We start from the raw sequence: 22,712 nt of genomic DNA, 5'->3' as shown, positions 1-22,712 counted from the left end.
ATTTTTTTGTATTGACCATTGCCGGTGCTATTTGAGTTATCCGATCAAATAGAGTCCTTCCTTCCCCTATTTCAAAAACGTTTCGTGCATAGCCTTCGCACGCACCCTTGTAATTTCAAAAAACATATGTCTCATTCTCATATTTGATGGACCAAACTCTTCACTGTAAAGAGGTTGTCCGCCTGTTAACTGCGTTAAAACATCCATTGTTTTCGTTTAATCTCTTGAATGTCTCTGTGAAATAAAGGACGTAACATCTGATGATCATTTACCTCAGGATAAAACTTTATTCTGAATCGTTTTACCCCCTCCAATATGGTCATAGTGTCTAAAGATATTAAAGTCATTTAAAAATAATAAAGTTGTTTAATTTTGATGTAATAAGGATTGAAAATATTAGTATAACAAGCCTTAGAAAGTAAACCGAACTGTAACCATGCTGTTTTTAAACTGTATTTTTACGATAGTACGAGGTTTAAATCTTCTGTTTTTAAACAACTATATTATCTTTTAACAACAGGTTTCTCTAAAAGTTTACTTGCTGTGGTCATTTTACAGTATGTAATAGTGGCCATAATGCTGAGCTATGTGTTTATCAAGAAATAGATCCAGAAACAACGAAAGGTTGTCGGTTAAATCAAAAATGGAAAGCAGAAATGAATCAAATTGAGTTTGGCATTTCGTATGTTTGAGGAATCAAATAAGATAAGTATGAATGTGATTCTCAATTAACCGAATAAACTTTAACTATTATAATTGGAATTATGTAAAATGACTAGCAATATATACAAGATTGGTAGTCATCTTTTTTGGGGGGAATAACCAATAAACAATACATCAAACTACCATTTTAATAAACTTATATACAATTACTTACAATTATGGTAATGTTTACATTGTTAATATTTAACACTTAAGGAGGAAGTTTTATGTTTAGATTAAAGAATTTTTACAACATGATAGGAACGGTAACCGTGGCAGCGATGCTATTATTTTCAATAAATCCTGCTGAAAGTCACGCAAAACTTCAGGGATGGGATTTAGTTGACAGTGGTAAGCATTTAGATTGGGATGCAGATACTAAGTATACATCAACCGTATCAAGTGCAGTAAGTATATGGGAAGGGTATAAGCCTGGTATAATTAGACCTGATTCAGCCACTGTAGTAGAGGATGTTTATATATTTGATTATTATGAAGTTAGTAACACAATTGCTCAGACAAGTAGTGCTGGCACTATGAAGTTCAATGATTACAAGTTTCAAGGATATAATTCTGAAGAAAGATTACACACCGCTATTCATGAATTTGGTCACGCTTTGGGATTAGATCATACTTGGGGAATGTACGATGTTATGCAACAAGGAAGGTTATCTATTAATAGTTTATCAAATACAGACGAGAGTTCATATGATGAAGCGTACTCTACATATTAAAAAAGAGGAGATGTGAGTTATAATGAAAAAGATTCTAGTAGTGTTAATGTGTACAATGACATTGATTTTAGGTGCATGCTCTAATACAAATGATTTCGCAAATAATGATTTACCGATAACTCATTTATCCGGCTCATATAGCATTGACGTTGATGACCTAAGTCAAATTGTTGGAGATGCTGATTATGTATTTGTCGCAAAGGTTAATAGCTTTATAGAGACAATATACAAAGATACTGTAATTATAGAAACAGAAAACGGTACAAAAGAAGTAAGTTCTCCCTACAGCAAATACAATATTGAAATTATTGACAACATAAAAGGTAATTTAAAGAAAAATACTGAGATAGAAATATTAAAAAATGGAGGGTTAAGCCAAGATGAAGAATCAATTGTTTTGAGTGAAAATGATTCTTTGTTTGAAGTTGGAAACTATCATATAATGGCAGCCTATGCTCAGCCAGATGGTTCCTTATTAGTATCAGGGCCAAACTCTAGCTTAGTTTTATCAGCAGAAAGTAAAAGTGAAATTGTATCATTAGAGGAATATAAAAATTATAAAAAAGCATTTGAAAAAGGATTTGTGAGTGACAGAGAACGCTTTAAATCATCTTATGAGGATAGTATCTATTGATAATGGAAAAATGTTTAACAGAAAAACTCTAGTTTAAACTAGAGTTTCAGACTGGCGACAAAAGGCATCAGTTCATTCTCGATGCCTTTTGTTTCTATATTATTTTGTGGGGAAAGAGGCTGATGTTGATTTGAAATAAAGTCGTACCGTTTATAAAAAAGATGTACCGTTTAAAATAAAGTTATACCGTTTATAAAATAGTTGCACCATTTTAACCCTTTGGATTATGTTGTGTCCAAGGGGTTTATTTTTCAAAAAACAGTATTCCACAAACAGGCCATAATGTTGAATAACATTGTGCACGTAATATGCAAAAATTAGGTAGAGATTACTAAAAATGTACTTAAAGGTGAAATTTATGGATAAAAAGGAACAAGTAACATTAGAAGTATGGAATGATAAAATATCTATAAACATTATTGGAATGAAGAAACTAGCATTTGTAGATTACACTCCTGAAATGTATGACCTAATCAGAAGTGCAAGATTTAGAATTCCTGAATCCGAGGAAGCTAAAGAAAATTATAAATATCCGTATTCAAATGAATATAAGAAATCACTACATCAGATTTCATTTGATTATTATTTCGGGGAAGAAATGCGGAAAGAGGCCTATAGTAAGGATTATATAATTGAGCACCTTGATAATGATGGATTTAATTGCTCAATATCAAACCTTTTTTTATTGAAGAAAATTAAAAATACTTATAAAGGATGGAATTTTGACAAGGTAGTAGATAGCAGCAAGCATATTGCAGCATTGAGGATAAATCATGTTTTAGAAAATAAGACATTCCAAATAACTATTGCATTCAATGAATTATACCATAATGATCACATAGGAAAGTCCCTTGAAAAAATTCGATTGCTCTACCCATATAATTATGAAATTGTACTACAGGATGCTGAACAAATAATTGAAGCTATATCCAATAGAGAAAGTATCAACTTTGGAAGATGGAAAGAAATCTACAGGTTCAAAGATATACGAATCGAATATGCATCCGAATTGAAATTAACGGAAGAAGAGAAGCAACAACCACCTGGTTCATTAGTGATTAGAGATGGTAAATATTATTTGCTAGTTGGGAAAACAGATACTTCAGTTGGACTTATCACCTCGATACCTTATGATAAAGATTGGAACCTTAAATGAAATAATAGTGGTAAATGGTAAATTTACGCTACGGGCGAACGCTTTCCGCGGCCATTCCCTTTAGAAATTTCTCTTGAATGGAAAATTTACCTGACTTTTCATAATTAATTTCTTGTTCAATTAAATTCATTTAATTCCTCCAACCCCATAAACAATGTGATTTCTCTTAACAGTCGTAAACCTCTAGTCTTGAGCTTACCGTAAGTGTTGTCTAAAGATAATCAAGTCGTTTAAAAATAATAAAGTTGTTTAATTTTGATGTAATCAGGATTGAAAATCTTGGTAAAACAAGCCTTAGAAAGAAAACCGAACTGTAACCATCCTGTTTTTAAACAACTGTATTTTTCTCTATCACTAAGGTTATACGATAGTACGTGGTTTAAATCTTCTGTTTTTAAACAACTATATTATCTTTAAACACATAGAGCGTTTTAAGTTCCAACTATTAGCTCCCTTCCTTCATATCTCTTATGATTGAAGAAAGCATATCACATAAACTTTTACAATATTGTGATGAGTATCACAGCTATCCTTTCATTTCTAGCTTTCTTGCAGTATCACTTTTTGATACTTCTTTACCATCCTTCATTGTTCCAAATAAATAATCCATGGAAGGGTTCGTTACTCCATACCAGTAGTTCTCATTTTTATAATGATGAAGCAAATGCAGTTTTTTCATCCATTTTCCAAAAACCGTTTTCGGTTGAATGGGATGATGTGCAACAAAATGGGACCATTCATAATAAAGTAGTGTAGTAGCTGAGCCTATAAATACCGCTAATCCATAGGATATATGATCGGTCAACAGTGTAACGATGCCTACTAGTATCCCAAGCTGTGGCAAGCTATACCAAATCGGCAAAAATAACAGCTTTACATCATCTGGGTCATCATGATGATCGTAATGGATTCTTTTCATGAACTTTAGAAACAGTTTGTTCTTTGGTGCTTTCATATGGAAGAAAAAACGATGGGTCGTGTACTCACTCACAATATATAAGAGTATTCCTAGTAAAATATAGATCCATAGGATGCCACTTGCTAAGTGAGTAAAAATGACCATAAATGATAATAAAACAAGTACTAACATCATCCACACATCATGAATCTGAATAAATGTCACAACATGCTTTCTCATGTAAACCACCTCATTCATATGAATATGTTTAGTATTACTAGTTACTATATTGTCAGAATAATATAATAATATCAAATTAACAAAAGTTAATGACTACAATTTTTTCAAAGCATGGCATGTTTCCTTTTGTGCGGCTAGGCTAATTTATGTAAAGGAACCTGTTATCTGGAAGGATGAATAAACTACAAAACGAGCTAAATGTGGATTAGCTCGTTTAACGTTCTTCTGTTGTAGATGAGATGGGGAGCCTTATGGTCACCTTTGTACCTACACCTAATTCACTTGAAAAGAGAACTTTCCCATTCATCGCTTCAATAATTCGGAGAGAAACCATTGTTCCAAGTCCGGTTCCTTTATCTTTTGTTGTATAAAATAGAGTACCAATTCGAGATAGTTGTTCCTTTGACATACCCTTACCTGTGTCCTGAATAATCATCACTGCATTCGTCTGCTCGAGCTTTAATTCAATGAAAACCTTTCCAGTATCATCTGTTGCTTCAATCGCGTTTTTTACAATATTTACCAGTGCTTGTTTAAGCTTATTCCGATCAGTTATCAGCTTAACACTCGTTTCTATTTCATGCTGTAATATCACACCTTGTTTAGTTGCTAACGGTTCAAGAAGGAGGACGATTTCCTGGAGAACTTCTTTTAATTCCAGCTCCTGAAGCATTTCTAGCTGTGGTTTTGCAAAGTTTAGATAATCACTTATAATCGCTTCTGCCCTTCCTAGCTCACTTAACACAAGTGATAAATATTGGTGATGATCAGCTTTGGATTCGCTTGTCTCTTTCATTAATTGAAGAAACCCTTTTACGACCGTTAGAGGATTTCTCACCTCATGCGCAATGGAAGCAGCAAGCTCACCAAGAGTATGAAGCTTTTCACTTCTATTCATTTCTTCTTTCATTAGCTGTTTCTCGATAATGGCTTCAAATAATGTAGCAGCAAATCCCACTGCTACAATTTGGATTAAGCCAAAAACACATATGTATAACATGATTTCAGCCGTATCCTTAATTGGAATTTCACTAATGATCATGTATGTGATTAAAATGAATAATTGAATAAGTGCCGGCCAAAACCCATACAACAGAGCTATTTTTTTACGTTTCTTCGGATGTATCTTTAAGAATTTATTGGCAAAGATGAGCGGTACGGAACAAGCTAGAAAAGCACTAACATATCCGAATAGTAAAGCATCTCCACCGATTAACGTCCTGGTTAAAACAATCACTACAAACACAATTCCTCCTGCACGGGGACCTCCATAAATTGCAGCAAGGACTAATGGAACATACCGAAGATCCCAATTTAATCCATAGCTATTATAGGCAAATATCATGCAAAAAAAAGCAGATACACCATGCAACACTCCTATTAAATAAGGAGCTTTCGTTAATTTCTTTTTTTCAAAGATAGCATAATAGATAAGAATGGGCATTAATATAATTAACACATGAAGGAATAGTTTTTCTGTTAACAACCGTATCATCTTCCCTTGCCAACATTATATAAGGATACATTCGACAATATGTAAAATTTCCCTCTATATATCGACAAGTTTCGGTATTCGTAATAGTTTATTGTTCCGGTGTGAGAAAGTCTGAATACAGCCCTGTAACGCCTGATTTGAAATACTCCATCGACTTTTCCTTATTGTTAATGGTATGTACAAAAGTATAAATGTGATTACTTGAGAGCTGCTCGGCAAATTCTTTTGAATACCTACTTTTGGACATGGTAACAGCTTTAATCTTATTATCTAGACAAAATTGCAATACACGCTCATCGGAAGCATTTGTTTTATATAAAGTATAGATTATATCCTGAAATGGATAGACGTCTTGAATGACGTAGTACATCATTTCATTATAGATTTGAGGAATAATTCTCTCTAGAATAGTTGGATCTGTTTTTACACTAGCATCCACAATTTGTCGAAACACGTTCTTAATTTCGTAAGGATGCGTCCCTTTTGTATCTGTTACAAGATAGATATCATCATACTCCGTCATTAACTGAACAATATCTTCAAATGAGAGAGGTGTATATTGGCTATGAATCTTTAAATCTTGAAATTCCTCACTATGTAAGGGTCCAAAAGATAGCTTCCTAGGATGATTTTGTTCTAGTTTTTCATAGGAATGAAGACTCCAGTCATGCCTCGCAACTACCTTAGCATCACTAGTTACAATTAAGTCCACTTCAAACACTCTATATCCTTTCTCATAGTTTTGTTTGAACGCTTCTAGACTATTCGTATATGTCTTTTCATCAATCCCACCCATTGCATGCGCAATAAGCAGTTTAGGATTCACCCATGAATAGGGATGAATAGAATCCTCCATTTCACTTCTTACTGCAGTTCCTGCTGCTGACACCGGCTTTTCATAATGAAAGAGGAACAGCCCTACATCAAGAAGGTGGTACGTAATAGGATCTGTACTTTCAATCGTCGAAAAGAGGCCACCTTTATCAAAAGACAGAAAAATAGTCGACAAATATAAGACACAGCCAGCCACTAACATGACTCTAGGGACGCGAGGGTTACTGACCTTTACAGATAATGTAGACGTTTTAGACATAGAAACATAAACTAGAATTAGATCCAATATGAGAAAAACTATAACGAAAATAGTGGGGTGGTAAAGCTCAAAGCTAGAAACAGAAAAATTAGGAATTGAAAAATAGGCAAGTGAAAAAGGGGACTGAAACGCTTCGTAAAAGGAAAAATCGAGTGCTACTAAAAATGCTAGTAATCCATGAATCACCATAATAAAGGGTCTTGCATACCTTTTATGAATGACTAGACAAATAGATCCGAAGATAAGAACCAGTGCAAGATTTGCTAAACCCACAAAAAGGGATAAAGGGAAGCAAATTAGTAAAAAAAACAAGAGCTTCGCCATAAAGGAGAATAAAAGATAAAAGGGATACATGTATTTGAGTGTAATGACTAGCGCATGTTCTAACTTCATCTAAAATTACTTCCCTTCTTATAAGGTTAACTTACGTAATGGCTAGATTATTTACATTGAATAATCGGTCAGGATAATTGGTACAAATATAGATGGACGGATCTTGTTGTAACACCGCTTTCATATGATCTTCTTCATCGACTGTCCATGCAAATATCGTTATCTCTTCTTTTTTCATTTCTTCTATAAACTCTTGTGTTAAAAAAGGAAATGCCATTGAAAGAATCGTTGCTCCTGTTTCTTTCAACTGTTCCTTCAGTAAGGTAGGCTTTCCCCAAATAATTAATCCAGTTTGAATATTCGTATTTCGTTCCTTTATTCTGCGAATCTTCTCGTGATCAAATGAGGTAATTACAACCTCCTGCTCCATGTTCATTTCTTGTATGAGGGCAACCACTTTTTCCGCTAAAGACGGGTATAAATCACCAGCCGTTTTCAACTCAATGTTAAGTTTACATCTCCCTTTTACAGCATGTAGAACTTCAGAAAGGCTCGGGATACGTTCATCGATAAACACTGGTGAAAACCAGCTTCCAGCGTCTAGTCTTTGGAGCTGCTGCAAAGTTAAATCATGAACAGGTCCAACACCATTCGTTGTCCGCTCTAATGTAAAGTCATGAATAACAACGGGGATACCATCTTTTGATAGCTGAACATCAATCTCGATCCATGTCACTTTCGGTTCCATTAATGCCAGTTGAATGGCTGCCAAGGTGTTTTCTGGTGCTTTACTAGACCAACCGCGATGGGCCATACAAATCATTACAAACACTCTCCTATTCGTAAAATGGAGGGGCTCACTTTAGGAACCCCAACAAGCATTCCTTACTTCTTTAATAATTTGTCTGCTTTTTCAGCCGCTGTGTTTAATGCTTCTTCTGGTGTGACACTTCCATCAATAATTGCACGTTGAATTTCGGTCATTATCACTTCTTGAAGCTCTTTATAGCCTGGAACCATCGGACGTGGCTTAGCATACTGTAATTGGTCAATAGCCACTTTAAATTGAGGAGTTTTTTCATAAAGCTCCTTCATTTCATCGCTTTCAACAGCTGATACCGTCACTGGCATATACCCTGTACCCATACTAAATTGAATCGTTTGTTCCTTCGCTGTCATCCATTTCATGAACTTCCAAGCAGCTTTCTTCTCCTCATCTGATGACTTTGAAAGCATGACTAAGTTTGCTCCACCTGTTGGTACTCCAAAATCTTTCTTTGCAGGTAAGAAGGCAGTTCCAACCTCAAAGCCTTGTGCTTGAGCCATTAAACCGTTCAAGCTTCCTGTTGAAGTAAAGATCATCCCAACTTTTCCATTTGTAAAATCTTGTGCGGCAACATCCCAAGCATTGTATTTTTCACCTGGAGGCATCTTCATAATTCCTTCATCAATCATCTTTTTCCAGAATTCTACTGGCTCTACACCCTCTGGTGAATGAAATAGAGGCTTTGTTCCATCCTCATTTAATATTTGACCACCGTTTTCAAATGTTAATGCTTCATAGAACCAAATATCAATTGGTGCTGAGAAGCCCCAGCGCTCATCTTTAATCGTTAGCTTACGAGAATATTCCTCAAGCTCATCCCATGTTTTTGGACCAGCAGGGTCTAACCCAGCCTCTTCTAACATGTTTTTGTTTACATAAAGTAACGGAGTACTACGATTAAATGGAACGGCATAAAGCGTATCCTTCCAATAGGAGTTACCCATTAATCCTGGAATATAGTCATTCACATCAACACCGTCTTCGCCTTCTACAAATGGTCCTAAGTCTTCAATAGCCCCTGGATTTGCAAAAGCACCGATAGAAGCAATTTCTACCATTGTTACATCTGGTTGAGTATTAGAAGCAATGGCCGCTAGTACCTTCGCATGGTTTTCATAATAGTCACCTTGATAAGTTGGAGTTACGACAACCTCATCTTGAGAGGAATTGAAATCTTTTACCATTGATTCAATTAGTTCTCCGCCTGCTCCACCAAGTGAATACCAGAAATCAATTGCAACTGGCTCCTTCTTTTCTTCTGCTTTCGTTTCAGTATTGGATGTGTTAGAGTTCTTTGTTTCCGTTTCGCTCGTTGACGCTGTTTCCTCACTATTTGAACATGCACCAAAAATCCCTACGATTGCGATGAAGAATATCGCTAACATCATTTTTTTCATGACTATAACCCTCCAGTTTTTAATCTATCGTTCATCACTTGACACCTGAATAAACAAATGCACGAATAATTTGTCTTTGTGCAATAAAGAAGACAAGAAGAATCGGAAGCACTAAAATCATATTTCCTGCCATTACTATGTTCCAAGCAACACTCCCTTCTGCATCTTTTAGCATGGCAATACCTATCGGCAAGGTTCTTACTGCCTCAGTATTGGTCATCACTAAAGGCCAAAAGTAATCATTCCAATGATAGATGAAACTAAATAATCCAAAAGTAACTAAGACCGGTTTTGCTAGTGGGACCATGATTCTCCACATTATTTTCCATTCATTTGCTTGATCAAGTCTTGCTGCCTCCACTAGCTCCTCTGGCACTTGCATAAAGGCTTGCCTTAGAAGAAATATTCCAAATGCGCTCGTGGCAAACGGAACAATCAATGGAATGTATGTATTTAAAACACCCCAAGAGCTCATCTGAAGATAGATGGGCAAAAATGTAATTTGGGATGGAATCATAAGGGCAATCATCGTAAGACCGAATAGGATTCCTTTACCTTTAAATTCGTATCTCGCAAACGCATAGGCCGCTGGAACGATTGTCAAAAATTGCAGAACAAGGATCCCGATGGCGACTACTAAACTATTTACAAAAAACTTCAAGAATGGGCCTGATTGCCATGCAATCATAAAGTTCTCCCACTGAATGCTGCTAGGGAGCCATTTCGGTGGAAATACCATCGTTTCGGCCAATGATTTTAAGGAAGTAGAAAACATCCATAAAAATGGGAAAACAAAAATTAAGATCATGATGAGTAAGACGACTAATTCGACGGTTTTAAATACACTTTTCTTTACAAACATGTATGAGTCACCTCCTCGTTTAACGGTAATGAACACGCTTGGATAACAGTTTGAAATGAAAGATTGTCATTACACCAACTAATAAAAGCAGTACCACACCTGCCGCAGATGCATAACCAATCTTGAAAAAATCGAAGCCATATTCATAAATGTAAAAGACAAGCATATTCGTAGAGTTTACGGGTCCGCCTTGAGTCATGATTTTGACCGTATCGAACACCTGAAAGGATGCAATTGTATTTATAACTAGTAAAAAGAAGATCGTTGGCGACAGCATTGGAACTGTTATTTTTGAAAAGATTCTCCATTTATTCGCTTGATCTAATTTTGCTGCTTCATAAAGCTCCTTCGGGATGCTTTGTAAACCTGCAATAAACACAAGTGTGTTATAGCCAGTTATCTTCCACACACTTACGATCACAAGTGAGTAAAGGGCTGTGTCTGGATGTGCTACCCATGTATTAGCAGGCAAGCCCACTAGTTTTAATAAAAAGTTAAGAAAACCATATTGTGGGTCCATCAACCAGAGCCATAACAAGGATACTGATACTAACGAAATAATATAGGGACTAAATACGGCGCCTTGAGCCATTCCATAAAACGCACCTGATTTATTCAACCAGAGCGCAAATAGTAATGATAGGACCATTGAAATACCTACTGTTAATACGGTATAAATAATCGTGTTCATAAACACTTGGCGAAATTCATCTTCTCGAAACAAATCTATAAAGTTATCAAACCCTACAAAATTTTTCACTGGACTAATTAAATCCCAATCTGTAAAACTGAGAAAAACCATATAAAAGATTGGGTAAATAAAGAATAGAATGAAAACAGTGATAGCTGGTGCAACCATTAAGTAAGGACGAAATAGCTTCCCAGACATCATGATACAGATCCTCCGACTACGGCCAACTCTTCTCTTTCCGATCTTACGTCATACATTCGATTTCCAAGTTTATCGAAGTAATAGAGGTCTTGATTTCGAATGTTAACTGACACATTGCTCCCTTCTGATAACGGCTCCGTAAAGCTTTTCACCATAAACATGCCAAGTTCCGTTTCGATTTGGTAGATTGTTTCTGAACCTAGCGTTTCTCTTGTTACGATTTTTCCATTTAAGGTAAGTCCATCACTAATTGCTTCAAATGAAACCTTTTCTGGTCTAAATCCAACTTGGTGGACATTTTCCTTTAAGGAAGAAGCAAGTAAACCGTGACTGTCTAGCAAATTCATTGGTGGCGTTCCAATAAACTGAGCGGTAAACGTATTACTTGGATTATTGTATAGCTCGACTGGACTTGCGACCTGCTGAATTTCTCCTTTATTCATAATGACAATTTGGTCACCCATGGACATTGCTTCCACTTGATCGTGAGTCACATAGACAAATGTTGTACCAAGCCGTTTATGTAGTTGAATTAATTCAGTACGCATTTGTGTTCTAAGCTTCGCATCCAAATTTGACAAAGGCTCATCCATTAAAAACACCTTCGGTTTCTTTACCATTGCACGGCACAATGCAACACGCTGTCTCTGACCTCCTGATAAGGTTGACGGCTTCCTTGATAAATAATCTGATAAACCTACAATTTCAGCTATCTCTTGAATTAACTGGTCACGTTCTTTTTTAGGCACTTTACGGTTTTTTAAACCAAACTCTATATTCTCCCGAACAGTCATAGTAGGGTATATCGCATAGTTTTGAAAAACCATAGCCACATCACGTTGACCTGGTTGAACATCCTTCATACTTTTTCCGTCTATTTCTATCTCACCACTCGTCTCGACCTCTAACCCTGCAAGCATTCGAAGTGTCGTAGATTTCCCACAACCTGATGGTCCGACTAATACGGTGAAAGAACCATCTTTAATTTCAAGATTAAGGTTTTCAATGACCGTGTCTTTTCCAAACTTTTTCGCAACATTTCGAAATGAAATACTAGCCAATTGATCCACTCTCCCTTTTTAGGCTATAGCCAAAGTAATTCATCTTCTCTTCTATACTACTGAACATGTAATCAGGCTGGATTCGCCTTTTGTCGTATGTACCGTACCAGTCTAAGATGCATATGGGAACACTCGCTTCTTTTGCTGCTACTGTATCAAACATGGTATCCCCGACCATTAATACTTCAGAGGCATTCACATTAAGTTGCTCGATGGCCTTTATGATCGGCTCTGGCGACGGCTTCGGATATTTCACATCATCAAGGGTAACAATCGTGTCAAAGTGCTCTCTTATTTGAAATAGCTCAAGCCCTTTAATCGTTAAGTGATACTGCTTATTCGTGACAATCCCTAGCTTTATCCCTCTTTGCTTTAATACGATTAATGCCTCTTGAACCTTAGGAAATATGTCAACTAATTGATCATGATGGTTGGTAATATGCTCCATGTAGGTTGCAATCATTTCTTCCTTTTTATGAGGTGCGACGATGTCAACAAAATCCTCAAATGCTTCACCAAATCGATCTTCAATGTCTTGGAATGTGTATTGTTGTGGTGCATATATTTCAGCCGTATGATAGACAGCTTCTAATACGGACCTCTTACTATCTAGCAATGTTCCATCTAAATCAAACAGTAAGGTTGTGTATGGTTTCATGTAGTCTGACAGTCTCCTTCCATAGTTTTGGGTTACCAGTAGAAACCGCAATTGCTCCGTTTTCGATGCACTCTTTTATCTGCATAGGGGTTTCTAATAATCCACCTGTGATAAGAGGAATATTGGTTTGTTGCTTGAATTTATAGATGATTTCTGGAATTCTCGCAGGCATCACTTCTACTGCATCTGGTAGGTTGGTTCTCACAGACTCTAAGCCTTGTTTAAAAGAATCCGTATCGATAAGGAACAACCGTTGCACTGTAATTAAGTTCATCTTTTTTGCTAATCGAATCATCGTATTTCTTGTGCTAATGATGCCGTCCGGCTTTACATAGTTTACGAGAAACTCAAGCCCCTCTCTATCACTACTCAAGCCACCAATTTTATCCACATGTAGTAATGCAATCTTTTTTTGCCTTTTACATGTATCCACATATTTTTTGATAATGCCGACATTACCTGTCATGAGGAATAGGATTGACAGATCTGAAATTAAGGCACGATCCAAATGGCCTTCTTCCTTAACAGAAGCAATCACTCTTTCATTACGAAGCGCCTCTAAGAATACGTCTTTTTTCATCGTTCATCTTCCTTTCAGATTAGATGTAGGCAAAATAAAGAGACCCCTAATAGCCATCACTATCACTCTGGATATAGCGCTGTCTATTAATGGTCTCTCCGTAGTCTCTTGACCAAGTATTCTTGTTACTTTTTATCCTAATGGATAATTGTTAAGAGAAAACTAGTTATTCTTTTAGATAATGTAAAGGTTTGTAAATATTTCTTTATTTCTGTAGAAGTTTATCGATTTATGAGTGTTTGTATGATTTACAAGTATATTCATTCTCTTTTGTCAGAAGTAGATAGTGCACTTTGGATTTACTTTCTCATGGACCTTTGGTGAAGAAGAAATACTCTAGGATACCTTTTTTTTCGGACATGTGACTACCGACGATTCATTAGCAAAATGTCTTTGAGCTGCCTCTCTTAGACATTTTGAGGATGATTCTCTCGCTAAATGTCTTTGAGTTCGCTTCTCTTAGACATTTTGACTACGTTTCACTCGCAAAATGTCTCTGACGGCGATTCTCTTAGACATTTTGACTACGATTCACTCGCCAAATGTCTTTGAACATGCCTCTCTCAGAGCTTTTACTCCCCTTTAAGTAAAAATAGGAAAACAAAAAAAAGCCAGCTATTAGATAGCTAGCTTCATAATAATTAGTTTTCTTCTGATGGGATAAGTAGAAGCCTACTGGAGTCTTCGCGATATGAACCATCCGTTACCGTTAGATGGTAGCCCCCTGTTGTCCAATCGTCCATTTGGTCTTGATACCACTTACTTGATACATGACCTGATTGACCTGGTCCGACTACATTATAGCTTTCTTTCGGATTTTTCATATCGATCACCGATCTCCATGCCGCCCCGTGGGTTACTTGGCCAGTTGTGCTATTCCATCCTGCAGCTCCAACTGTGATACGACTTCCCTGCATTGGAATGGCACCTTGGCTATTAAATAAAACATTTAATGGTTTGACAGAGGATAATGGATGAGCAAAAGTAACCGCGTGTAACTCTCCCCATTTCCATTTAGCTGGGCTTTTCCCTTGTATATCTGCTGCTCTGTCTACTGCTAGTTTAAGAGACTCGTGAAGAACGGTTTCCAGACCACCCTTTTCTTCCATCCATGGGCCTGGCTCTCCTTTATCGGCCTTTCTTAGCAATTGATCGACCACTTGTGCTTTTCCATCAAATAGCGGAAGCATGTCAGGATGAATGTCATCATGAAACAAATAATTCGCAATCTCTTCCATCCAGAAATGGAACAGAAGCGGAGCTCCATGATCAATGCGATCGGTAAAGTCCCAGGTTTCTAGCAGTGCGAGTGCCTCTATATCGATATCTCTGAGGCTATCATTCTTTAAATACTTTTCAAACATAGGAACAAACTCTTCTGCCTGCAGGTTGTGATGGTCAAACTGTAGCTTCATCATATCATCTGCCGTAAAGGTTTCCTTAGATAGTAAAAATTCACGAATTCGATCCTGCCTGTAAGGCTGGGCCCATGTATGGGTAATATGATACCGATAGTCGTCACCAACGACCTTGTTATTAGCGGTTGAAATAAATCCTTCCTCAGGATTAATAATGGTCGGTAATTCATCCCAAGGAATGTATCCAGTCCATTCGTATTCATCTGTCCAGCCCGGGACTGGAAGCATGCTGTCCCCATTTTTTCGAATGGGAATAAGTCCATTTGCCCTGTACGCAATTGTTCCGTCAGTTGAAGCAAAGACAAAGTTCTGGGCTGGTGTATGGAACAATGTTAACGCTTCTTTAAATTCTTCCCAATCTGTTGCCTTGCTAAATTGAAGAACCGCTTCAAGTTCTGGAGATGGGTCTAGTGCTGTCCACCTTAACGCTAATGCTGTGTCTGTTTCATCGTAATGAGCAAACTCAGATAAAATCGGTCCGTGTCTCGTAATAACCACTTCATGATCAATCGAGTCTTGATTTTTTACATGAATGGTCTCAGTTATTACGTCAGCTTTTATCCATTCATCGTTGTATAGAAATTCATGTTTGTTTTCAGGATTACGCTTTTCAATATATAAATCCTGCACATCGGGGCCAACATTTGTTACCCCCCATGAGATATGATCATTTCTTCCCAATATAATGCCTGGGATTCCAGCAAAAATAACGCCGCTAACATTTAATTCCGGTGACTGTAAATGCGTTTCATACCAAATAGCTGGTGTCGCTAAGCCAAGATGCGGGTCATCTGCTAATAGAGGAAACCCTGATGCTGATTTTTCACCACTAACGACCCAGTTATTACTCCCATTAAATTCGTGTGGTATAACAGAGCTCGCAAAGCTCTTAGGAAAGTCTATATCACTCCCTTTTACAGCCTGAATAATCGTAGGACCATCTTCAGGATAAGAGACAAATAAATCTAATGCTTTTTCTTCTGGAAATGTTTTTAGGAGATAGGCACGAAATGCTTGACCTTCCCAATGTCCCCCTAAGTCAAATGCCATGTACTTACCGATGGCTAAAGAATCTATTTCAGTCCACTCTGTTGGTTCATAGCCCAAAATTGTGAACTCAATCGGAAACGAATTTGATTCTTTTGCTTCCTTTATGTAAGCATTCACACCTGCGGCATAAGCTGATAGGGTTTGTTTTGCCTCATCAGAGTACATGTCAAAAGATGCTTCTGCTGCTCTTCGTAATCCTAGTGTTCGAAAAAATCGATCCCGATCAATCGCCTTAGCTCCAACGACTTCACTTAACTGTCCAGACGCCTGCCTCCTGCTTAAATCCATCTGAAAGATTCGGTCCTGGGCAGTGACAAACCCTTGAGCAAAATATAAATCGTGGATGTTTTGTGCTTCAATATGCGGCACACCAGCAGAGTCTCGGTACACTGTCACTTCTTCAGTTAAACCAGAAATCTCTAATGTCCCTTCAATTTTGGGAGCACTCTTTCCGAGCAGCCAAAAAAAATAACCGGCTGCACAGGCTAATAGGAAAACAATTCCGAGTACAATACTTAAAGTAATTTGCCATTTCCTTGTGGCAGGCCACCGTTTTACGCGTTTTTTCACAATAACTTCCAAAGTAATTCCCCCTTATGTGTTAGCGCTTTCAATTCCGTTGTACTGAATATTAAGAATATTTAGTAACCATATTTTATCAAAAATAGTATTTTATTGCTATAACAAACAGTAGGCCGTTAAACATAACACACTTGCCCCTTTAAAGTACTAAAGGCTCAGGGTGCCCCGTTTTGCCACGACAAGCAAATGTTCTTGCATGAAATAAAGGGTGGTTTTCCCTTCTATTCATGACAGGTTATTTGACCAAGGAAAAAGTGATTTTTCTTTTTCCCTCGAGTAGGATGAAATGGCTAAGTTCGTCGCCATTTCATCTTGGCTGGGAGCTGGTGCTGGTTTTAGCCGTAACATTGTATAAACTAAACACCAGAAACTTTCTTAACATAAAAAAAATGCTACCATCCTTCTTGGTAGCACTCCTACATTCGTTAATTTGCTTCTACATTCTGGTTTACGTTAGCCTCTTCTCCCTTCCATTTAAATAAAGGAACAAGTAATAAAGTTCCGATTAAAAATAACAGAGCAGCGACTAGATAAACACCTAATAATGTTAATGGAGTTTTGATGATACCGGTCAGAGACATTCCAATGACCATCATCCCCATAAACATCGGATTCAGTACGCCATTGACACGGCCAACAAATGATTCATCTGTGTTTTGCAAGATGAGTGTATTAATTCCAATATGTATACATGGAAAGAAAAGTCCATTAAAAACTTGCAGTAAGATTGTTAGCGGAATAAGTGTTGACCAGCCAATCCCCACTGTACTAATCATGCTGGCAAATATTCCGATTGCTAAAAGCTTTTGTGGAGATATCTTCTTCGATATTGCCATGACTATTCCGCCACCTACTAACATACCAGCTCCATTTGCCATGAGTAACCACTGCAAGAATTCCTTCGTTTGGCCTAGGTTCTCAATCGTTACAAATATCATCAGAGGCTGGATAAGTCCAACTGCTAGCCCGCAAACCGCAAAAACACTCCCCATAATCGTTAATACTTTTTTGTTCATTACATATTTAAAGCCATCTGCTAGTTCCTTCTTAAAGGTGGAGGTCTGATCTATTATTTCTTTTTCTTTATCCTTAGGAAGTAAGGTTAACACTAATGCTGATAGTAAGAACATGATTCCCATAATCATTATGGATGTGTAAATTCCATATTTCTGATAAACAAACGTACCTATCATCGGTCCAATTACCATAAAAATAGCCATTAATGATTGAAACATTGCCATAATTGTTTGTAGTTGCTCACCTGGTACATGTTGTTTAAATAGCCTCATCGCAGATGGCATGGAGAACTGTGATAGAATAGCCGATACTAGTGTTGCAAAGAAAATCACATACCAAGTCCCGTAAATTAGTGTTAGTAAAACTACAAACACCGATACCGCGGAAAGTAAGTCACACCAGACCATGGTTAGTTTAGGCTTCCATCTATCTGCAAAGGTCCCTCCTATAAATGAAAATATAAAGATAGGAGCAAATTCTGCTACTGAAATCAAAGAGATAAAAAGGGGATCATTATTTGTGATTTCTGTTACGTACAACAAAATGGCAAAATTCCTTACCCAGATCCCTAGTTGCAACAAGAAGCTCGAAGACATAATCGCTAACACAATTCGGTTCGTAAAAATAGTTCCACGCTGTTTTCCTGGAGCCACCGGGGCGCCTTGATTATGAGTCATCTCCATACTCATTCCCACCTTTCCACTCATAATCATTATCTATGCAATGATAAATAGCAAGTAAAGATTTTATGAAGAATATAATTTCATTTATGAGTACGATATAGTCTAAACAAAATGTATGTCCTTTACATACTATGAAGAATAAGTACATGAAAAGGAGAGTAGATTCTATGCCTAGTGTAATTGTTGGACCGGTTGTATTTAATTCAAATGAAGGAGTTATTGTAACAGGAGATACATTAAATACATCTCCTACCTCTACAAGTAAAACCGTTGCTGGTTCAGGGGGATTTAATACCGGTTATTTTGTCCAAACAAATAACGGACTTAGTGCAACGAACAATGTCGACCCTGATGTTGCTGATTCTAATTTAACAGAGGTTGTCTAGACCAATCAGAAAAGAGGTAGGGCGTCCTACCTCTTTTTCGTTTATCAGAATATCAACGCTACGAAGTTGCTACTATCTCCTCACGGTTGGTCGTTGCAAAGATACATTAGAGACTAGCCTGGCATCCAAACGAGACTAGTGTCCATCATTCTCGCGTTATCCAATTAAAATTAACTCATCTTGACGGGTGGTTAAATATTCAATGCCATCCTTTGTGACGACTACATTTTCTTCCACGATAAAATGAATGCCGTTATCTAAAAAGATGGTAGGTTCAATGGTATATACATTCCCTTCCTCGATAACAGCGAAAGGGGCATTCCCGTAACGCTTCCATCTAGGGCCGAGCAGGCCTCCGCCATCATGAACTTCTCTTCCTATTTGATGACCGGTTGCGTGCTGAATTTCGGGATAGCCTTTCGAAACATAATAATTCCTAGCAATTTCATCGACTTCATATCCCTTCACTCCAGGCTTCATTTTTTCCGCTGCTAAACTAATGGCTTCGTGTACGGTATTAAAAGCGTGCTGAATATCATGTGGAGCCTTAGTTTCTCCCTCCTTCAAAAAATAGACGGTCCTAGCAATGTCGGAAACGTATCCATCAATTGCCACACTAAAATCCATAATCAGTAGGTCTCCAGGTTGGATTATTACATCCGAAGGAGCACGGTGGGCGATATTTTCCTTCATGACAATTGGCATGGAGAGTGTTCGATCTATTCCATTCATGACTCCGCGAGACTCCATTTCTTTTACAAAAATGGTCCCTACTTCTTTCTCGGTCATACCGGCTTTTAATTCGTTGAATACTACTTTATAAATGTCTTCTGTTACATTGATGGCTTTTTTTATTTTTTCAATCTCCGTCGTTGATTTTACAGCTCTAAGCTTTGAAAGAAATCCAGCTGATGAAACATAGCTTCCTTGAAACACATTACCTATCACTTTCTTTAACCACCTAAATCTTCCAGCGGTTAATCCATCCGCTAAGTGCTCTTCCTTTGAATAATTAAGGGCAATTGTTTGAGGCTTGAGTTCTTTGATCACCTCTAGTAATGTATTTTGGAGACCACTTGAATACTTGTAAACCTGATCAAATAAGCCTGATTGCTCAATATCATGAGCATCGATACCACTACATAAAGCAAGCTTTTTGCCATCGCTCGTCACAATAAACGCTCCTGCGCCGACTGTTTCAACACCAAATACAAGAGGAAGACACGGGTCATTTCCTTCTGAAGTAAGAATAAGCCATAAATCTATATGTTCATTTCTTAAATACGTAACGACTTGGGATAGCTTTTCTTTTTGAATTTGAAACATATCATCCACCTCCACTATGATCACAAAAACGTTCGACGACATCGATCATGAGACTGACGCCATATAAGAAAGAATCAAGCTCAATACATTCATCTTTGTTATGAACTCGTTTTAATACTTCGGTAAAAGGGATTTTAGTTGGGGATAACCCATAAATATCGTTAGCTAACTCTCCTATAAAGCGACCATCTGTTTTCCCAAGAGCTGTAAATGGAATCCAATTCGCTTCTACACCATACTTACTTGATTGATCTTTAAAAAGCTGTAGAATCACTGAATTCACATTACTTTCATAGCCTTTTTGAAAAAATAACAGCTTCCAATCCACATCAAAATGAGAAAAAAAGTTCGAAAACATTTCTTTACTGAACTCTTCGTTTTGATAGGGGAGCGTACGAATTTCAATTAATGCCTGTGCTTTCGTTGGAATGGTTTCACCACCGGTTTCCGGAATTGCACCCATCCATTCAACCATTGCAGTTGGTAAACTAATATATTCATATAATTGGTGAACGAGCTTCGTATCTTCAGTTTTAGCAGAACTTTTTAATTTTTCTATAAATCCGGCTGAATACAACGACTGTATTTCGTATTCGGTCGCATCAAACTTGTAGTTCATTAGTTCCTGTAATACGGCAGAAAGCTTTACAATCGCTTGGTTTTCCGCATCACCTATTGCGGTTACAAGTATTCTAGCTGTTCCTTTTTCACCTGAAGCAAACAATAAATGGTTGCCTTGATTCCCTGTAATGGTAAAACCTCCACCTTCACTTAGAACGGTTGCCCCTTGAAAGAACTCCGGATGCTTTTGTGCTAAAAACTCCATTCCTTGTTTACTGCCATTCTCCTCGTCAGCCGTAGCAATAAAATAAACATCTCGTCTTAGCTGACGATTGTTTCTTTTTAACTGCATAAAGGCGATTAGATGCATGATGGTCAGTTGTTTTGTATCAAGTGTTCCTCTTCCCCATAGCTTGTTATCAAAAATTTGCCCAGAAAATGGAGGACATGTCCATTCTTCTTCCTTTGCAGCAACAACATCCACATGTGAAAGCAAGACTAATGGAGCTTCATTAGAACGACCATTTAATTTCGCAACAAAATTGGCTCGTCCCTCCGGACTATAAATAATCTGTGAGTCGATGTCTTCTTTTTGAAGCACTTCCTTTAAAAAGTAGGCAGCAATTTCTTCATTAGCATATTCATTTGTCGTATTCAACTTGATAATCTTTTGAAGCAGTTCTATCGATTCTTTTTCAATGCTTGTATGTATCATACGTTCACCTAATGAGATGGAATCAAAACAAGCTCTGTTTGTCGTTTACTTAAAATGACTGGACCTTGTTCTGTTACTAATATATTTTCCTCGACTAAAATACATGGCAATCCATTATCCTGAATGACCGTTGGTTCGATTGCATAAACCTCTCCCGCTTGTAATACTCCCTCTACTTGCGGTCTAACTGGGGTTCTCCTTGGACCAAGTGTCGTTCCACCATTATGTGTGGACCTTCCGATTTGATGTCCGACGGAATGACGAATCGTTGGATATCCTCCCTCAACAATCCGCTTACGCCCAGCTGCATCAATCTCATATCCCTTTTTTCCTGGTGCCACTGCTTCGATTGTTTTCGTAATGGCATCAATCGCTGTATCAAATGCATGTTGAATATCATCAGGAGCCTTATCTTCTCCCGGCTTTAAAATGTAGCAAGTCCTTGCTATATCTGATACGTAGTGCTCATACTTTAAGCTAAAATCAATGATGATAATATCACCTGGCTCTGTTTTGTAAGGACCTGGTTTCCTGTGTGCCAGCCCGTTTCTCACCGTGCAGACTAAAGGTAAATCATATGGTTCACCTAAACCATTCGTTACACCTCTTGCCTTCATCTCTTTAACAAATAGCTCACCTATTTCGATTTCTGTCATTCCACATTCAATTCTTGAAAACACGGTTTCAAAAATATCCGTTGTATGATCAATCGCTTTTTGTATACATTCAATTTCAGATTTTGATTTTATGCTTCGAATGTTGCTCAATACAGGCTCACTTGATACTTCTATTTCCTCAAGACGATCACCTAAAACATCAGTTAGCCATTCATATAAACCTTGTGATAACCCATCACACATATGATCATTTTCCGAAATGTTGAGAGCAAGCCTCTGACAATTCAACTTAGTCCAAACATCCAAAAATGCCTCTTCCATTCCTGCTTCATAGGTTATCACTTGCTTAAATAACTTAGTGGACTCATAGCTTCCTCTATCACTCTGAGAGGTTAATACAATATGCTCACCATTACTTCTAATAAAAATGGCCGCAAGATGCACAGATCTCACCCCTACAACTAATGGCAGAGAAGGATCTGAACCTTCCCTCGATAAAATCAACCACGTATCAATCTCATGTTCTTTCAACAAACCTTCCGCCTGAGTTAATTTTTCAAGTGTAATGATAGAATTTGAGCTATTCATCATTCTAGACTCCTTTCAAATTATGAAGAAATGAAGATTGCTATTTTTTACTTGTAAAGTGAAACTACAAAAGTGGAGGTTTTCCTCATCCTTAACAGTTTGTGAGATGTGGGTCACACAGAAGTTGCCACAAGATATGGCAATTTTAGTTTGTGTTCCTATTATAGGGTTCTACTGGCGTTTAGCCCCCACTTATCCTTCTTCGAAT

At 37.4% G+C, this 22,712-nt stretch carries 20 protein-coding genes; 4 read left to right on the top strand and 16 right to left on the bottom strand.

All coding sequences use genetic code 11. The annotated features are described in order from the left end of the window. Positions 1-66 precede the first annotated feature (66 nt). Entirely contained in the window at positions 67-207 is a 141-nt protein-coding gene (locus ACFSCX_RS20825; RefSeq protein ID WP_377930186.1) for a globin domain-containing protein, read from the bottom strand. Between the two features lie 722 nt (positions 208-929). Here ACFSCX_RS20825 and ACFSCX_RS20820 point away from each other — a divergent pair. The 3 genes from ACFSCX_RS20820 to ACFSCX_RS20810 all read left to right on the top strand — a co-directional run bounded on the left by ACFSCX_RS20820 (position 930) and on the right by ACFSCX_RS20810 (position 3,226). Further along, a complete protein-coding gene (locus ACFSCX_RS20820; RefSeq protein WP_377930185.1) occupies positions 930-1,436 on the top strand; it encodes a matrixin family metalloprotease in 507 nt (168 codons plus the stop codon). 22 nt (positions 1,437-1,458) lie between these two features. Beyond that, the gene (locus ACFSCX_RS20815; protein ID WP_377930184.1) at positions 1,459-2,070 is read left to right on the top strand and encodes a hypothetical protein; all 612 of its coding nucleotides are present in this window, start codon (positions 1,459-1,461) and stop codon (positions 2,068-2,070) included. A gap of 358 nt (positions 2,071-2,428) precedes the next feature. Continuing rightward, complete coding sequence (locus ACFSCX_RS20810) at positions 2,429-3,226, top strand: hypothetical protein (RefSeq protein WP_377930183.1); 798 nt, start codon at positions 2,429-2,431, stop codon at positions 3,224-3,226. Between the two features lie 526 nt (positions 3,227-3,752). On the opposite strand, the gene ACFSCX_RS20805 is transcribed toward ACFSCX_RS20810, so the two are convergent. From ACFSCX_RS20805 to ACFSCX_RS20750, 12 genes are all read right to left on the bottom strand, one after another. Continuing rightward, a complete protein-coding gene (locus tag ACFSCX_RS20805; RefSeq protein WP_377930182.1) occupies positions 3,753-4,364 on the bottom strand; it encodes a sterol desaturase family protein in 612 nt (203 codons plus the stop codon). Between the two features lie 214 nt (positions 4,365-4,578). Beyond that, on the bottom strand, positions 4,579-5,850 hold the full coding sequence (locus ACFSCX_RS20800; protein ID WP_377930181.1) for an ATP-binding protein: 1,272 nt from the start codon (positions 5,848-5,850) through the stop codon (positions 4,579-4,581). Between the two features lie 97 nt (positions 5,851-5,947). Then, positions 5,948-7,345, bottom strand: a complete 1,398-nt coding sequence (locus ACFSCX_RS20795; protein WP_377930180.1) for a phosphatidylinositol-specific phospholipase C/glycerophosphodiester phosphodiesterase family protein — start codon at positions 7,343-7,345, stop codon at positions 5,948-5,950. A 31-nt stretch (positions 7,346-7,376) separates the two neighbouring features. Continuing rightward, a complete protein-coding gene (locus ACFSCX_RS20790) occupies positions 7,377-8,108 on the bottom strand; it encodes a glycerophosphodiester phosphodiesterase (protein ID WP_377930179.1) in 732 nt (243 codons plus the stop codon). Positions 8,109-8,170: 62 nt separating this feature from the next. Beyond that, positions 8,171-9,508 carry an ABC transporter substrate-binding protein gene (locus ACFSCX_RS20785; protein ID WP_377930178.1) on the bottom strand — a complete coding sequence of 446 codons (1,338 nt, stop codon included), beginning with the start codon at positions 9,506-9,508 and terminating at the stop codon, positions 8,171-8,173. A gap of 34 nt (positions 9,509-9,542) precedes the next feature. After that, positions 9,543-10,370, bottom strand: coding sequence for a carbohydrate ABC transporter permease (locus ACFSCX_RS20780; RefSeq protein ID WP_377930176.1), 828 nt, complete (start codon positions 10,368-10,370; stop codon positions 9,543-9,545). 19 nt (positions 10,371-10,389) lie between these two features. Further along, a complete protein-coding gene (locus ACFSCX_RS20775) occupies positions 10,390-11,259 on the bottom strand; it encodes a carbohydrate ABC transporter permease (RefSeq protein WP_377930387.1) in 870 nt (289 codons plus the stop codon). Further along, entirely contained in the window at positions 11,259-12,323 is a 1,065-nt protein-coding gene (locus tag ACFSCX_RS20770) for an ABC transporter ATP-binding protein (RefSeq protein WP_377930174.1), read from the bottom strand. Before ACFSCX_RS20770 ends, ACFSCX_RS20775 begins: the two co-directional genes overlap by 1 nt. Beyond that, the gene (locus tag ACFSCX_RS20765; RefSeq protein WP_377930173.1) at positions 12,316-12,981 is read right to left on the bottom strand and encodes an HAD-IA family hydrolase; all 666 of its coding nucleotides are present in this window, start codon (positions 12,979-12,981) and stop codon (positions 12,316-12,318) included. Before ACFSCX_RS20765 ends, ACFSCX_RS20770 begins: the two co-directional genes overlap by 8 nt. Then, positions 12,953-13,561 carry a glycerol-3-phosphate responsive antiterminator gene (locus ACFSCX_RS20760; RefSeq protein WP_377930171.1) on the bottom strand — a complete coding sequence of 203 codons (609 nt, stop codon included), beginning with the start codon at positions 13,559-13,561 and terminating at the stop codon, positions 12,953-12,955. Before ACFSCX_RS20760 ends, ACFSCX_RS20765 begins: the two co-directional genes overlap by 29 nt. Before the next feature lie 641 nt (positions 13,562-14,202). Next, on the bottom strand, positions 14,203-16,611 hold the full coding sequence (locus ACFSCX_RS20755; RefSeq protein ID WP_377930170.1) for a penicillin acylase family protein: 2,409 nt from the start codon (positions 16,609-16,611) through the stop codon (positions 14,203-14,205). 425 nt (positions 16,612-17,036) lie between these two features. Continuing rightward, positions 17,037-18,311: an MFS transporter gene (locus ACFSCX_RS20750; protein WP_377930169.1), complete on the bottom strand. Its 1,275-nt coding sequence runs from the start codon at positions 18,309-18,311 to the stop codon at positions 17,037-17,039. A 167-nt stretch (positions 18,312-18,478) separates the two neighbouring features. Here ACFSCX_RS20750 and ACFSCX_RS20745 point away from each other — a divergent pair, with 167 nt between their 5' ends. Continuing rightward, the gene (locus ACFSCX_RS20745) at positions 18,479-18,697 is read left to right on the top strand and encodes a spore germination protein (protein ID WP_377930168.1); all 219 of its coding nucleotides are present in this window, start codon (positions 18,479-18,481) and stop codon (positions 18,695-18,697) included. A 156-nt stretch (positions 18,698-18,853) separates the two neighbouring features. Here the strand turns inward: ACFSCX_RS20745 and ACFSCX_RS20740 are convergent, their stop codons facing one another. The 3 genes from ACFSCX_RS20740 to ACFSCX_RS20730 are packed head-to-tail and all read right to left on the bottom strand — an operon-like array spanning position 18,854 to position 22,504. Beyond that, positions 18,854-20,023: a M24 family metallopeptidase gene (locus ACFSCX_RS20740; RefSeq protein WP_377930167.1), complete on the bottom strand. Its 1,170-nt coding sequence runs from the start codon at positions 20,021-20,023 to the stop codon at positions 18,854-18,856. Position 20,024: 1 nt separating this feature from the next. Then, positions 20,025-21,299, bottom strand: a complete 1,275-nt coding sequence (locus tag ACFSCX_RS20735) for a M20/M25/M40 family metallo-hydrolase (protein WP_377930166.1) — start codon at positions 21,297-21,299, stop codon at positions 20,025-20,027. An 8-nt stretch (positions 21,300-21,307) separates the two neighbouring features. Continuing rightward, positions 21,308-22,504, bottom strand: coding sequence for a M24 family metallopeptidase (locus tag ACFSCX_RS20730; RefSeq protein WP_377930165.1), 1,197 nt, complete (start codon positions 22,502-22,504; stop codon positions 21,308-21,310). Positions 22,505-22,712: the final 208 nt, after the last annotated feature.

This window comes from Bacillus salitolerans (assembly GCF_042680805.1).
Taxonomy (GTDB): Bacteria; Bacillota; Bacilli; order Bacillales; family SA4; genus Bacillus_CJ; species Bacillus_CJ salitolerans.
Note: the sequence above shows the minus strand (reverse complement) of the source record. Positions and strands in the feature narration are given on the sequence as shown.